This is a genomic window from Paraburkholderia sp. J41 (assembly GCF_905220235.1).
Taxonomy (GTDB): Bacteria; Pseudomonadota; Gammaproteobacteria; order Burkholderiales; family Burkholderiaceae; genus Paraburkholderia.
Genome location: NZ_CAJMZE010000011.1, coordinates 167,847 through 181,269 on the forward strand (window position 1 = coordinate 167,847; position 13,423 = coordinate 181,269).

8 protein-coding genes and 1 pseudogene are annotated in these 13,423 nt (G+C 66.2%); 4 read left to right on the forward strand and 5 right to left on the reverse strand.

All coding sequences use genetic code 11. The features are described from left to right. Nucleotides 1–20: 20 nt before the first annotated feature. The 5 genes and pseudogenes from def to U5805_RS14225 form a co-directional block, all read right to left on the reverse strand. Nucleotides 21–554, reverse strand: a complete 534-nt coding sequence (def, locus tag U5805_RS14205) for a peptide deformylase (RefSeq protein ID WP_322104112.1) — start codon at nt 552–554, stop codon at nt 21–23. After that, nucleotides 551–2,602, reverse strand: a complete 2,052-nt coding sequence (gene ligA, locus U5805_RS14210) for an NAD-dependent DNA ligase LigA (RefSeq protein WP_322104113.1) — start codon at nt 2,600–2,602, stop codon at nt 551–553. The genes def and ligA overlap by 4 nt, the downstream gene beginning before the upstream one ends. Nucleotides 2,603–2,951: 349 nt before the next feature. Then, nucleotides 2,952–4,241 carry a cell division protein ZipA C-terminal FtsZ-binding domain-containing protein gene (locus tag U5805_RS14215; protein ID WP_322104114.1) on the reverse strand — a complete coding sequence of 430 codons (1,290 nt, stop codon included), beginning with the start codon at nt 4,239–4,241 and terminating at the stop codon, nt 2,952–2,954. A gap of 153 nt (nt 4,242–4,394) precedes the next feature. Then, a complete protein-coding gene (gene smc, locus U5805_RS14220; protein WP_322104152.1) occupies nt 4,395–7,913 on the reverse strand; it encodes a chromosome segregation protein SMC in 3,519 nt (1,172 codons plus the stop codon). A gap of 516 nt (nt 7,914–8,429) precedes the next feature. Beyond that, a pseudogene (locus tag U5805_RS14225) lies at nt 8,430–9,318 on the reverse strand (DMT family transporter); the annotation flags it as partial. A gap of 315 nt (nt 9,319–9,633) precedes the next feature. Between U5805_RS14225 and dapC the strand changes: the two are divergent. The 4 genes from dapC to dapE all read left to right on the forward strand — a co-directional run bounded on the left by dapC (nt 9,634) and on the right by dapE (nt 13,406). Then, nucleotides 9,634–10,857: a succinyldiaminopimelate transaminase gene (gene dapC / locus U5805_RS14230; protein ID WP_322104116.1), complete on the forward strand. Its 1,224-nt coding sequence runs from the start codon at nt 9,634–9,636 to the stop codon at nt 10,855–10,857. 101 nt (nt 10,858–10,958) lie between these two features. Continuing rightward, nucleotides 10,959–11,786: a 2,3,4,5-tetrahydropyridine-2,6-dicarboxylate N-succinyltransferase gene (gene dapD / locus U5805_RS14235; RefSeq protein ID WP_322104117.1), complete on the forward strand. Its 828-nt coding sequence runs from the start codon at nt 10,959–10,961 to the stop codon at nt 11,784–11,786. Further along, on the forward strand, nt 11,786–12,151 hold the full coding sequence (locus U5805_RS14240) for an ArsC family reductase (RefSeq protein WP_322104118.1): 366 nt from the start codon (nt 11,786–11,788) through the stop codon (nt 12,149–12,151). The genes dapD and U5805_RS14240 overlap by 1 nt, the downstream gene beginning before the upstream one ends. A gap of 115 nt (nt 12,152–12,266) precedes the next feature. Continuing rightward, a complete protein-coding gene (dapE, locus tag U5805_RS14245; protein ID WP_322104119.1) occupies nt 12,267–13,406 on the forward strand; it encodes a succinyl-diaminopimelate desuccinylase in 1,140 nt (379 codons plus the stop codon). The last annotated feature ends 17 nt before the right edge of the window (nt 13,407–13,423 follow it).

Genomic DNA, 13,423 nt, shown 5'->3' on the forward strand with positions numbered 1-13,423 from the left:
CTTCCTTGCCGCTGCGCGAATCAATCGTCGCTATTCGGATCGAGATCCGGGAACAGCACTTCGGTAAAGCCGAACTTCGAAAAGTCCGTGATACGCATGGGATAAAGCTTGCCGATCAGATGATCGCATTCGTGCTGCACGACGCGCGCATGAAAACCTTCGGCCACGCGTTCGATCGGCGTGCCGTACTGGTCGAAGCCGTTGTAGCGGATCATCGAAAAGCGGCTCACTGCGCCGCGCATGCCCGGCACGGAAAGGCAACCTTCCCAGCCCTCTTCCATGTCGTGCGAAAGCGGATGAATGACCGGATTGATCAGCACGGTTTGCGGCACGGCCGGCGCCTCCGGATAACGCTCGTTCTGGTCGAACCCGAAGATCACCACCTGCAAATCCACGCCGATCTGCGGCGCGGCCAGTCCCGCGCCGTTCGCCGCGTGCATGGTGTCGAACATATCGGCAATCAGTTCGTGCAGTTCGGGCGTGTCGAAATGATCGACCGGCCGGGCGATGCTGAGCAGGCGCGGATCGCCCATTTTGAGAATTTCGCGAATCATGTCGTTTGCCCCTCCAGGAGCTTGCGCATTCCTTCTTCGTCGAGCACCGTCACGCCGAGTTCCTCGGCTTTCGCGAGCTTGCTGCCCGCGTCGGCGCCCGCCACCACGTAGTCCGTCTTTTTCGACACCGAGCCGGCCACCTTCGCGCCGGCCGCTTCCAGCATTTCCTTTGCCTGTTCGCGCGAGAGCATGGGCAGCGTGCCGGTGAGCACCACCGTCTTGCCGGCCAGCACGCCGACCGGCGCCTTGGGCGCAGGCGGACCCTCCGCCCATGTGACCTTGCCCGGCGCGCGCAGTTGCTCGATTACAGTGCGGTTATGTTCTTCCGCAAAGAATTCGTGCAACGCCAGCGCGACGATCGGCCCCACGTCGTTCACTTCGAGTAGCTGTTCGATCGACGCGTCCATGATCGGGTCGAGCGAGCCGAAATGCTTTGCGAGATCGCGCGCCGTCGACTCGCCCACGTGCCGAATGCCCAGCGCATAGATAAAACGCGCGAGCGTGGTGGATTTAGCCTTTTCGAGCGAATCCAGCAGGTTTTGCGCCGATTTGTCGGCCATGCGGTCGAGTTGCGCCAGCGTGCCGAAACCCAGATTGAACAGGTCCGCGGGCGTGCGCACCAGATTCTGCTCGACCAGTTGATCGATGATCTTCTCGCCCAGACCGTCGATATCGAGCGCGCGGCGCTGCGCAAAGTGCCAAAGCGCCTGCTTGCGCTGCGCGGGACAGATCAGGCCGCCGGTACAGCGTGCAATGGCTTCGTCGGGCAAACGCTCGATATGCGAGCCGCAGACAGGGCATTGCGTCGGCATCACGAACTCGCGCGCGTCGGCCGGGCGCCGGTCGAGCAACGCGCTCACCACTTCGGGAATCACGTCGCCGGCACGCCGCACGATGACCGTGTCGCCGATACGAATGTCCTTGCGGCGCACTTCGTCCTCGTTGTGCAGCGTGGCATTGGTCACCGTCGCGCCGCCGACGAACACCGGCTCCAGCCGCGCCACCGGCGTGATCGCACCCGTGCGGCCGACCTGCACGTCGATCGCCACAAGCTTCGTGAGCGCTTCCTGCGCGGGAAACTTGTGAGCGAGCGCGAAGCGCGGCGCGCGCGACACGAAGCCGAGCGCGTCCTGCTCGTCGCGGCGATTCACCTTGTAGACCACGCCGTCGATGTCGTACGGCAGTGCGTCGCGCTTCTCGCCCACGGCGCGGAAAAAATCGAGCAGCCCTTGCGCGCCCGTCACCACGGCGCGCTCGCTGTTGACCGGCAAGCCAAGCTCGCTGTACCAGTCGAGCAATTCGCTGTGCGTGGCGGGCATCGGCTCGCCTTCGAGCACGCCGATGCCGTACGCGAAGAACGACAGCGGACGCTGTGCCGTGATCTTCGGATCGAGCTGGCGCAAGCTGCCCGCGGCGGCGTTGCGCGGATTCGCAAACTCTTTCTGACCCGCGTCGCGCTGGCGCTGGTTCATGCGCTCGAAATCGCGGCGGAACATCAGCACTTCACCGCGCACGTCGAGCACCTTCGGCACGCGCTTGCCCTTCAGGCGCAGCGGCAGCGAACGGATCGTGCGCACGTTCTCCGTGACATTTTCCCCGGTCGTGCCGTCGCCGCGCGTGGACGCCTGGACGTACTGGCCGTCGACGTAGCGCAGCGAGATCGCAAGGCCGTCGAACTTGAGTTCGCACGCGTATTCGACGCCGGCTTTGTCGAGCGTGTCGGCGACGCGCTTGTCGAACGCAACGATGTCTTCGTCAGCGAAACCGTTGTTGAGCGAGAGCATGGGCACGTCGTGAACCACGGGCTCGAAGCCGCCCGCCACCTCGCCGCCCACGCGCTGCGTGGGCGAATCAGGCGTGATCAGCTCGGGGTGCGCGGTTTCGAGCTGCTGAAGCTCTCCGAACAGCTTGTCGTATTCCGCATCGGGCAGCTCAGGCTGGTCGAGCACGTAATAGGCGTGATTTGCGCGCTCGATTTCGGCGCGCAACCACGCCGCGCGCTGCTCAGCGCTGGCTTTTTCGGACGGACGAGCGGGATGACGGACCATGCTGGTGACGGCTTCTTGCGGTGATTTCGGACATCAGATTATCTCAGGAAGCCGCGCGAATCGCATCGGCCGAACGGCCATGTTCGTGCGCCGCCACACAACGCCCGCGAACCTCCTGGCCGAACGGCCAACGTTGGCCGCGAACCGTTGACGAGTGCCGCGCGCGATGCGATTTTTGCGTGCACCGCAATACGTCTGCCGCCGGCGTCACACACTGCCCCGTATAACCGCCATGAACCCGATCTTGCCCGCGCTTTTCCACGTGCCAGCACGTCAACTCGCGCACAACAAAAAAGCGCGGCGCATTCGCTGCGCCGCGCTTTTGGGCCAAACCGGGTGGAGGCTCGCGTTACTGGCTAAAGAGCCGCCGCGTGGCCGCCGACCCCGCCGGAATGCCCGCTTGTTCGAGCTTCGCGTAAAGCGTCATCAACTGCTTGTCGATGGATTGCAACACCGATTCCGGCAGCGGGCGGCGCTGGTCGTCCACCACGCGCCCGCCGATGCGCTCGGCGAGCGAACGCGCGTAATCGCACATCAGGCGGAACGGCAGGATATCTTCGTCGGCCACGGGCACGTCGAGAATCAGCGTGATGAGTTCGCCGCCGTTGTAGGTGAGATCGTCGCGCAGGAAGTTGGTGTCGCCAAACTGAAGCATGAACACCGGGCTTTGCCTCGCGTCAAGCTTCACGAAACGCGTGCCGTCGCGCGAGAGCAGCAAGCCGTCTTGCGCCGCCACGGCCTGAACGTAGTTCGCGGACCACGGCGCGCCGTCCGACATCACGTTGATCGAAAGCTGCGCGTCGCACTGCGCGGCAAAACCGTCCAGTTCGCGTGCCATCGCCACGGTTTCCATCATGTCGGGGAATTCGGGCGCGCCGTCGATCGCATCGGCGAATTGCTGCACGCCGGTCACGAACTCCGAAAATTCGAGCTCGTTGAGCGGCCCGCTGCGGTTCGCGAGCTGTGCCGCGGCGCGCAGTTCCTCGTAGCGCACGCCGTTTTGCAGCAGCTCCCAGCCGTCGCTGCCCTCGGGCTTGCCTTCGATATGCACGGGCTTGCTGCCCGCGCGACGCAAACGCTGCGCAAGCGGAATCACGCGCTCGCCCGCGACCGAGGCGCCCAGCCTGACCGGCACGATGCAGTCGATGCGGCGATCCACCACCGCGGGCGGCGCCGCCGAAATCGTGGTCGCGGCGGGCATCACGGGTTCGAGGCGCTCGGCTTCGCCGGTCTCGCCACCGGTTGCGGGCGCTTGTGCGTCCGCCGCCGGAGACGCCTGAGTCGCGGCTTCGGCGCTCTCGTCAGCGCTTGCCTCCAGGGGAGTGAAGCCGTTCGGCGTGGTCGTTTCGGCCTGAATGTCGGCGGGCGTGTCGAGCGGCGCGGCCGGGGCGAAACCCGGTTCGACGCGCTCGGCTTCCGGGCCTTGCGCGAGCGACGGCTCGCGCCGCGAAGGTGCCCGCGCCGGCTCGATGAACGGGCTCGGCTCCTGGAGTTCGTCGCGCTGGGCTTCGACCGCTTCCTCGGGCATCGGGCGCGGCATACGCCGGCGCACCCTCGCGCCCTGCCACGCGTTGTACACCACCACGCCCCCGACCACCACAGCGCCCGCGCCGATCAACCCGAGAGTCAACTCGTCCATGCATGCTCCATCAGCAATTCTTTTTCGACGGCGCGCGCATCGTGCGCCCCGTATGTGTGGCGTTCGCGAATCGCACGGCGGCTGCCTCGTACACGGTTGAGTGCGGCGGCGCCGGCCGCGTGTCGCGCGCCGTCCTTAAACCGTAACAAACGATCAAACCGTATTCTGGGCGAAACCGGCGGCGGTTTCCATGTCGACCGCCACGATGCGCGAAACGCCCTGCTCCTGCATCGTCACGCCGATCAACTGCTGCGCCATTTCCATCGCGATCTTGTTGTGCGAGATGAAGAGGAACTGCGTCTTGTCCGACATCGCGCGCACCAGGTTGGCGAAGCGCTCGGTGTTCGCGTCGTCGAGCGGCGCGTCCACCTCGTCGAGCAGACAGAACGGCGCCGGGTTGAGCTGGAACATCGCGAACACGAGCGCCGTGGCCGTCAGGGCCTTCTCACCGCCCGAAAGCAGGTGAATCGTCGAATTCTTCTTGCCTGGCGGCTGCGCCATCACCTGCACGCCGGCATCCAGAATTTCATCGCCGGTCATGATGAGCTTCGCCTGGCCGCCGCCGAACAGGCGCGGGAACAGTTCGCCGAAATGACGGTTCACCTCGTCGAACGTGCCTTGCAGCAGCGTGCGCGTTTCCTGGTCGATCTTGCGGATCGCGTCTTCGAGCGTTTCGATCGCGCTCGTGAGGTCGGCCGACTGCGCGTCGAGGAAAGTCTTGCGCTCCTTCGCCGCCGCGAGTTCGTCCAGCGCGGCCATGTTGACCGGCCCGAGCGCCGCGATGGCGTTGTTGATGCGCGTGACTTCGCCTTGCAGATACGACGGCTTCATGTCGGGCGAAAGCTTTTCCTGCAACGCGGCTTCGTCCACGCCCGCGGCCTGCAACTGCTCGATGAACTGCTCGCCGTTCAGGCGCGCGGCCTGTTCCTTGAGTTGCAGTTCGGTGATGCGGTCGCGCAGCGGCTGAAGCGCGCGCTCGGCGGTGAGGCGCGTTTCGTCGGCGGCACGCAGCTTCGCGCTCAGGTCGTCGAGTTCGGCACGCGCGGCGCGCAGCGTTTCTTCCTTCTGCGCGCGAATTTCGAGTGCGTCCTGCAAACCGGTATGCGCGGTCTGCTCGTTGATCGTTTCGAGTTCGGCGCGAGCGTCTTCGAGCGATACGGCCACGCGCTCGCCCTGGTCGTGCGCGACCTGAATATTGCGGCGCAATTCGTCGATACGATTGGCCATGTTGCGCGCCGCGAAGCGCGCGTCGCCGGCCGCGCGCTCGAGATCGCGCGCGTTGTTGCGCGCCGCGCCCAGTTCCTCGTCGAGCGCTTCGAACGCGAGCTGGTTGTCTTCGAAACGCGCCTGCAATTCGGCGAGTTCCGAGTCGTGGCGCTCGAAGTTCGCTTCCGATTCGCCTCGCAGCGCCCGCTGCTCCTCGATCTGCGCACGAATCTCTTCGCGCTCCTCGCGAATCTGCGTGCTGCGCGCCGTGTAGCGCTCGTGCGCCTGCGTGAGCTTGAGCACGTCCATCTGCAACGCGTGTACGCGCTGCGTTGCGCGTTCGGCTTGCTGGCGCACGTCGGTGAGAACCTGCGCCGCCTGCGTATGCGCGGCTTCCGCGCGCACGACGGCCGAGCGGGCTTCGTCGGCGAGCAGCGCCTGCGCACGCACCTGGCGGCCGAGATTCTCGATTTCCTGCTGACGCGCAAGCATGCCCGCCTGCTCGCTGTCGGCGGCGTAAAGCTGTACGCCCACGCGCGTCACGCTGTGGCCGGCCTTCACGACGAAAGCCGCGCCGCCCGGCAACTGCGCGCGTTGCGCCAGCGCTTCGGAAAGATCGTTGGCGACGAAGACCGAGCCGAGCCATTCGTTGAGCACGGCGCGCAACCCGGCATCGTCGATGCGCACGAGCGAGAGCAGCGGCGTGAGACCGGCCGGCGCTTCGCTTGCCTGACCGGCGGCGGGCGGCGAATAGAATGCGAGCTTGGCAGGCGGCGCGTCGCTCGCGAACGCCTTCACCCAATCGAGATTCGAGACTTCGAGCGCAGCCAGGCGTTCGCGCAGCACGGCTTCGAGCGCCGTTTCCCAGCCCGCCTCGACATGCAGCTTCTTCCACAAACGCGGCAGCGCGCCCAGTTCGTGACGTTCGAGCCACGGCTGGATCTTGCCTTCGGTCTGCACGTTTTCCTGGAGCTGCTTGAGCGCCGCGAGCCGCGCTTCGAACTGATGGATTTGCGCGTTTTCCGCCTGCACGCGCTCGTGCGCGGCACGGCGCTCCGCGTCGAGGCGCGGCACCGTTTCCTGCGCGTCGGCGAGGCGCGCCTGAGCGTCGTGAAGGATCTCTTCCTGTTCGGCAAGCTGCATGCGCAACTCTTCGAGTTGCGCTTCGTCGGGCGCGTCGAGGCCGCCTTCCTCGGACTTCAGCCGCTCCTCGCGCTGCTGAAGCTGCTGGAGCATTTGATCGGCGTTGCGCTGATGCGCGGCTTCGAGCTTGAGCGCCTGCTCCGTGCGCGCGATGCCCGCGCGCTCGTCGTTCAGTTGCGCCTGGGCGTCGCGCCAGCGGTTTTCGAGCGCCGGCAGCGCTTCCTGCTTCGCGGCGGCGTCCTCTTCGGCGAGCGCCGCTTTTTCCTCGGCGATCGCAAGCTGCTCCTCGGCATCCTCGATATCGCCTTGCGCCTTTTGCGCCTGCGCCTGCCATTGCTCGCGCTGCGCCGCGAGCGCGGCGATTTGCGCCTGCACGCGGTTGCGCGATTCGACGATGAACTTGATTTCGGCTTCGAGGCGGCTCACTTCAGCGTTCGCTTCATAGAGCCCGCCTTGCGCGCCCTGCATCGCATCGCTCGCCGCATAGTGCGCGACGCGCAGCGTTTCGAGCTGCGCCTCCACTTCGCGCAATTGCGCCGTGTGGCGTTCGAGGTCGATCTGCGCCTGCTCGATCGCGCGCTGCTGGCGCTGCTGTTCGGCGGCCGCCTCGTTCTTGCGCAACAGCCACAGCAAGCGCTGCTTTTCCTCGCCTTCGCCTTGCAGCTCGCGAAATTTCGTTGCGACCACCGCCTGGCCTTCGAGCTTTTCCAGGTTGGCCGAGAGTTCGCGCACGATGTCTTCGACGCGCGTAAGGTTCTCGCGCGTGTCGTGCAGACGGTTCTCGGTCTCCCGGCGGCGCTCCTTGTACTTCGAAACCCCGGCGGCTTCTTCGAGGAACACGCGCAGTTCTTCGGGCTTCGCTTCGATGATGCGGGCGATCATGCCCTGCCCGATGATCGCGTACGCGCGCGGGCCGAGGCCCGTGCCGAGGAAGATGTCCTGAATGTCCCGGCGGCGCGCGGGCAGATTGTTGATGTAGTAGCTGGACGTGCCGTCGCGCGTCAGCACGCGCTTCACGGCGATTTCCGCATACTGGCCCCACTGGCCCGCGGCGCGCCCGTCGGCGTTGTCGAACACGAGTTCGACGCTTGCCCGGCTGCCCGGCTTGCGCGCGGTGGAACCGTTGAAGATGACGTCCTGCATCGACTCGCCGCGCAACTCGGACGCACGCGATTCGCCGAGCACCCAGCGCACCGCGTCGATGATGTTGGACTTCCCGCAGCCATTTGGCCCGACCACGCCGACGAGTTGGCCCGGTACCTGGAAATGCGTGGGATCGACGAAAGACTTGAAGCCAGCGAGTTTAATCGAGGTCAGACGCACGGCGATATCGCTGTTGGAATAGTGGTGAACGGGACCGCCCGTGCCGCACCTCGCCGCGCTGCGCCGCGCGAGCGCGGCATCCATCGCACGGCGGCGGGATGCGCACGATGCAGCCGCCACGGCTCGCCGCGCGAACACGCCCATGGCGCGTCCCGGCGGCGGGAATCAGGGGCAATCATACCATCGCGCGCGCACCGTCCCGCGCGGGGGAAGGCGGCGCGGCAAGGTTGGCGCGCGGATCGGCGCGATCGTCGGCGGCATCGGCATCGGCATCGGCATCGGCATCGGCATCGGCATCGGCATCGGCATCGGCATCGGCGCGGCGTGCCTGCCTTGCGGCCGCGCCGGCGCCGCTACCCTCGTTGTCGTCATGAGGATCGTCAGGACCGCCATCGCCGTCGCCGCGATCGCGGATATCGCGCGTTGCGCCGTCGTGGCGCGCGTCGGCGTTCGTCATTGCATCGGCTTCGGCGTTCACGGGCGCTATCGGCGCGCCGCCTCGCTGCGCACCTTGCGCGCGATGCAGCCAACTCGACAGCAACGAGGCAAGCACGATGCACGCGCCGCCCGCCCACTCGCGCGGCCCCGGCATTTCGCCCGCGAATAGCCACGAGGAGAGCGCCGTCACGACGAGTTCGAACAACATGATGATGGACGCGCGATTGGCCGGCACGCGCGCGAGCCCGTACTGCACCAGCATGTTGTTGCTGCCGAGCACGACGCCCAGCGCCAGCACGAGCAGCACGACGCGAGCGAGAGGCTCGCCGGCGGGCGCGGCGGACATCGGCTCGAAGCACGAAGCCAATGCGCCGAACAGCGCCGCGCCGCCGAAGATCACGGCCGTGCGCATTTCCGGCTTCATCGCGGGCAGCACGCGGCTCGTTTTCACGACCAGCACATTGCTCATGGCGAAACCCATGCCGCCCGCGAGTCCCGCCCATTCGGCCGGATTGGCGGGCAACGGCATGCCCAGATTCGGCGACCACAGCATCAGCACCGCGCCCAGCAGCGAAAGCGCCGCGAGCGCGCTGCCCGGCAAGGTGAGGCGTTCATGGAGGATGAAATGCGCGAACAGTGCGGTCCACGCCGGGGTCAGGTAGAAAAGCAGCAGCACGCGCATCACTTCGCCGTGGATCGCGCCCCAGACGAAACCCACGTTGGTCACGCCCGCCGCAAGCCCGAGCATCGGCAAAACGCGGTGCCAGCGCAAGGTCGCGATCGAGCGCCAGCGCAGCAGCAGCACGAACAGGCAGCCGACCGCGCTGGTCGCCGCGCTCGACGCCGTGCCCGTGAGCCCGAAAGCCGCCAGCATGCGCAACGGATACCAGACCACGCCCCAAACCGAGGCGCCGATCATGATGGCAAGCGTCGGGGCGGCAGCGTGCAGGCTTGGGTTCCGGCTCATCGCGCACTCCGCTTTGCCTGCGCCTCGCACACCGCCTGGATCGAAAACCGCATCTTTTTCCCTTGTTCGATGATCGCCGATGGCCCTCGCAGCGCGGCCGCGCGCCTATCACGCCAATGCCGCGCTCCCGCAGGCGCGCCCGGCGACGCGCGCTTCGCCACGTTATAATTCACGGCTTGCGCCTGAAAACGCCAGCAAGGCCCGCAATCCACGCCGTGCCCCGCCCGCCGCCGCGCCAGCGTTGCGCGCATCCGCGCGCCGGGCCGCCGGCATCGTGCCACGCCTCGTCTTCGCCCACGCCAGTCCGACGCCCAAGTGAATCCGCTACTCGACACCCTTCAGACCTATCCCTTCGAAAAGCTCCGCGCGCTGTTCCAGTACGTCACGCCGAAAGCCGGCCTGCGCCACATCAGCTTCGGGATCGGCGAGCCGAAACATCCGACGCCCGCGCTGATCCGCGACGCCGTGGTCGCTTCGCTCGACGGGCTGGCGGTCTATCCGGCCACGGCGGGCATGCCCGCGCTGCGCGAGTCGATCGCGAAATGGGTGAAGGCGCGCTACGCGCTGCCCGCCGTCGATGCGAATACGCAAGTCCTGCCCGTTTCGGGCTCGCGCGAGGCGCTGTTCGCGCTCGCGCAGGCCGTGGTCGACCCGACGCTCGGCGTGAAGGACCCGGCGAAACGCGCGATCGTACTCTGCCCGAACCCGTTCTACCAGATTTACGAAGGCGCGGCGCTGCTCGGCGGCGGCGAGCCGTACTTCGTGAACAGCGATCCGGCCCGCAACTTCGCCTGCGACTATTCGCAAGTGCCCGAGGAAATCTGGGCGCGCACGCAACTGCTTTTCGTCTGCTCGCCGGGCAATCCCACGGGCGCCGTCATCACGCTCGACGACTGGCGCGAACTCTTCGCGCTGTCCGACAAATACGGCTTCGTGATCGCCTCGGACGAGTGCTATTCGGAAATCTACTTCGACGAATCGAAGCCGCCGCTCGGCGGTCTCGAAGCGGCGCACCGGCTCGGCCGCGGCTTCGAGCGCCTCGTCATGCTGTCGAGCCTCTCGAAGCGCTCGAACGCACCCGGCATGCGCTCGGGCTTCGTGGCCGGCGACGCCGCGATCCTCAAGCAATTCCTGCTGTACCGTACCTATCACGGCTCGGCCCTCTCGCCGGTCTGGCAATCCGCCAGCATCGCCGCGTGGAGCGACGAAACGCACGTGCGCGAAAACCGCGCGAAGTACGTGCAAAAGTTCTCGACCGTCACGCCGATGCTCGCCGAACACCTCGACGTGAAACTGCCCGACGCCGCGTTCTATCTCTGGGCCAACGTCGCGCGCACCGGCCTTTCGGATACCGCGTTCGCCCAGCGTCTGTACGCCGACTATAATGTGACGGTTCTGCCCGGCTCGTTCCTCGCGCGCGAAGCGCACGGCGCGAATCCGGGCGAAGGCTTCGTGCGCCTCGCGCTCGTCGCCGATGTCGAGGAGTGCATCGAGGGCGCGAAGCGCATCGTCGACTTCTGCCGCTCGCTCGAACCGTAACGCCTTCCTCGTGCGCGCCGGGCCCATGCCGGGCCGACCTCGTCCCGGCCACGCCGCGCGCACCGCCGATTTCATCTTCAAACTCACGCGAAACCATCACCATGTCGCAACAACTTCAGCAGACCATCGACACCGCCTGGGAAAACCGCGCCGACTTCTCGGCGAAGTCCGCACCGAACGACGTGCGTGAGGCCGTCGCCCACGTCATCGCCGAGCTGGACAAAGGCGCGCTGCGCTGCGCCGAGAAGAAGGACGGCGACTGGGTCGTCAACCAGTGGGTGAAGAAGGCCGTGCTGCTGTCGTTCCGTCTGGAAGACAATGCGCCGATGCCCGCGGGCGGCTACAGCCAGTTCTACGACAAGGTGCCCTCGAAGTTCGCGAATTACACGGCCGAAGACTTCGCCGCGGGCGGCTTTCGCGTCGTGCCGCCGGCCATCGCGCGCCGCGGTTCGTTCATCGCGAAAAACGTCGTGCTGATGCCGTCGTACACCAACATCGGCGCGTACGTCGACGAAGGCACGATGGTCGACACCTGGGCGACCGTCGGTTCGTGCGCGCAGATCGGCAAGAACGTACACCTTTCGGGCGGCGTGGGCATCGGCGGCGTGCTGGAACCGCTCCAGGCGAACCCCGTCATCATCGAGGACAACTGCTTCATCGGCGCGCGCTCGGAAGTCGTGGAAGGCGTGATCGTCGAGGAAAACTCGGTCATCTCGATGGGCGTGTACCTCGGCCAGTCGACCAAGATTTACGACCGCGAAACCGGCGAAGTCTCCTATGGCCGCATTCCGGCGGGCTCGGTCGTGGTCGCGGGCAATCTGCCCTCGAAAGACGGCTCGCACAGCCTCTACTGCGCGGTGATCGTCAAGAAGGTGGACGCCAAAACGCGCGCCAAGGTCGGCCTCAACGAGCTGCTGCGAGGCGACTGATGGCCAAGGCCGCGAAAACCGTCGTCTACGGCATCCCGAACTGCGACACCGTGAAGAAAGCGCGCGTGTGGCTCGAGGAACACGGCGTCGAATTCGAATTTCACGACTTCAAGAAGGCCGGCGTGTCGAACGCGCTGGTGCAGGACTGGTTGAAGGACGTGCCGATGGATCAGCTCATCAACAAGCGCGGCACCACGTGGCGCGGCCTGTCCGACGTACACAAGGCCGAAGCCGACACGACCGCCGGCGCGATCGCGCTGATGATCCACAAGCCGTCGATCATCAAGCGCCCGGTGATCGTCGTGAACGGTCGCGTGAAGACGCTCGGTTTTTCCGCCGAGCAGTACGCGGAATTGTTCGCCTGATCTTTCCGCGGCGCGTCGCACTCGCCTCGCAAAGCGCTCGACGCCCGCATGACAAGCTGTTGCCGGCCCCTGTTCGATCAGCGGTGCCGGCATTTTTATTGAAAGTGGTTCTTTTATGTCCGCCACCCTCGCTCTTACCGAAGCCCTGATCCGGCGCGCGTCCGTGACGCCCGACGACCAGCATTGCCAGAGCATCATGACCGAGCGCCTCGCCGCGATCGGCTTCGCGTGCGAAACCATCGCGTCCAACGGCGTGACGAACCTCTGGGCCGTCAAGCGCGGCACGGCAGGCGCGGACGGCCCGCTGCTCGCCTTCGCGGGCCACACCGACGTGGTGCCGACCGGCCCGCTCGATCAGTGGAGTTCGCCGCCCTTCGAGCCTTCGCACCGCGACGGCGTGCTCTACGGCCGCGGCGCCGCCGACATGAAGACGTCGCTCGCGGCGTTCGTGGTGGCGAGCGAGGAGTTCGTGGCCGCGCATCCGCAGCATCGCGGCGCGATCGCGTTCCTCATCACCAGCGACGAGGAAGGACCGGCCACCGACGGCACCGTGAAGGTGGTCGAAGCGCTCAAGGCGCGCGGCGAGCGCATGGATTACTGCATCGTAGGGGAACCGACTTCGACGCATACGCTCGGCGACTGCGTGAAGAACGGCCGGCGCGGGTCGATGTCGGGCAAGCTCGTCGTGAAGGGCGTGCAAGGTCACATTGCGTATCCGCATCTCGCGAAGAATCCCGTGCATCTGCTCGCGCCGGCGCTCGCCGAACTCGTCGCCGAAAAGTGGGACGACGGCAACGACTATTTCCCGCCCACCACCTGGCAGGTGTCGAACCTGAACAGCGGCACGGGCGCGAGCAACGTGATTCCCGGCCACGCCGACGTGATGTTCAACTTCCGCTTCTCGACCGCGAGCACGGTGGAAGGCCTGCAACAACGCGTACACGCGATCCTCGACAGGCACGGCCTGAACTACGACCTCACATGGACCGTGAGCGGCCAGCCTTTTCTCACGCCGCGCGGCGCGCTCTCGAACGCGCTGGAAACGGCGATTCTCGACGAAACCGGCGTGACGACGGAACTGTCGACCACGGGCGGCACGTCGGACGGCCGTTTCATCGCGCGCCTCTGCCCGCAAGTCGTGGAATTCGGGCCGCCCAACGGCAGCATCCACAAGATCGACGAGCATATCGAAGTGAAATTCGTCGATCCGCTCAAGAACGTGTACCGCCGCGTGCTCGAACAACTGATCGCGTAAGGCGTTCGAACTGGAGT

Bases quoted from the DNA above. Each gene is read 5' to 3' on its own strand.
- def (WP_322104112.1), bottom strand. From the start codon at position 554: ATGATTCGCGAAATTCTCAAAATGGGCGATCCGCGCCTGCTCAGCATC.
- ligA (WP_322104113.1), bottom strand. From the start codon at position 2,602: ATGGTCCGTCATCCCGCTCGTCCGTCCGAAAAAGCCAGCGCTGAGCAG.
- U5805_RS14215 (WP_322104114.1), bottom strand. From the start codon at position 4,241: ATGGACGAGTTGACTCTCGGGTTGATCGGCGCGGGCGCTGTGGTGGTC.
- dapD (WP_322104117.1), top strand. From the start codon at position 10,959: ATGTCGCAACAACTTCAGCAGACCATCGACACCGCCTGGGAAAACCGC.
- U5805_RS14240 (WP_322104118.1), top strand. From the start codon at position 11,786: ATGGCCAAGGCCGCGAAAACCGTCGTCTACGGCATCCCGAACTGCGAC.
- dapE (WP_322104119.1), top strand. From the start codon at position 12,267: ATGTCCGCCACCCTCGCTCTTACCGAAGCCCTGATCCGGCGCGCGTCC.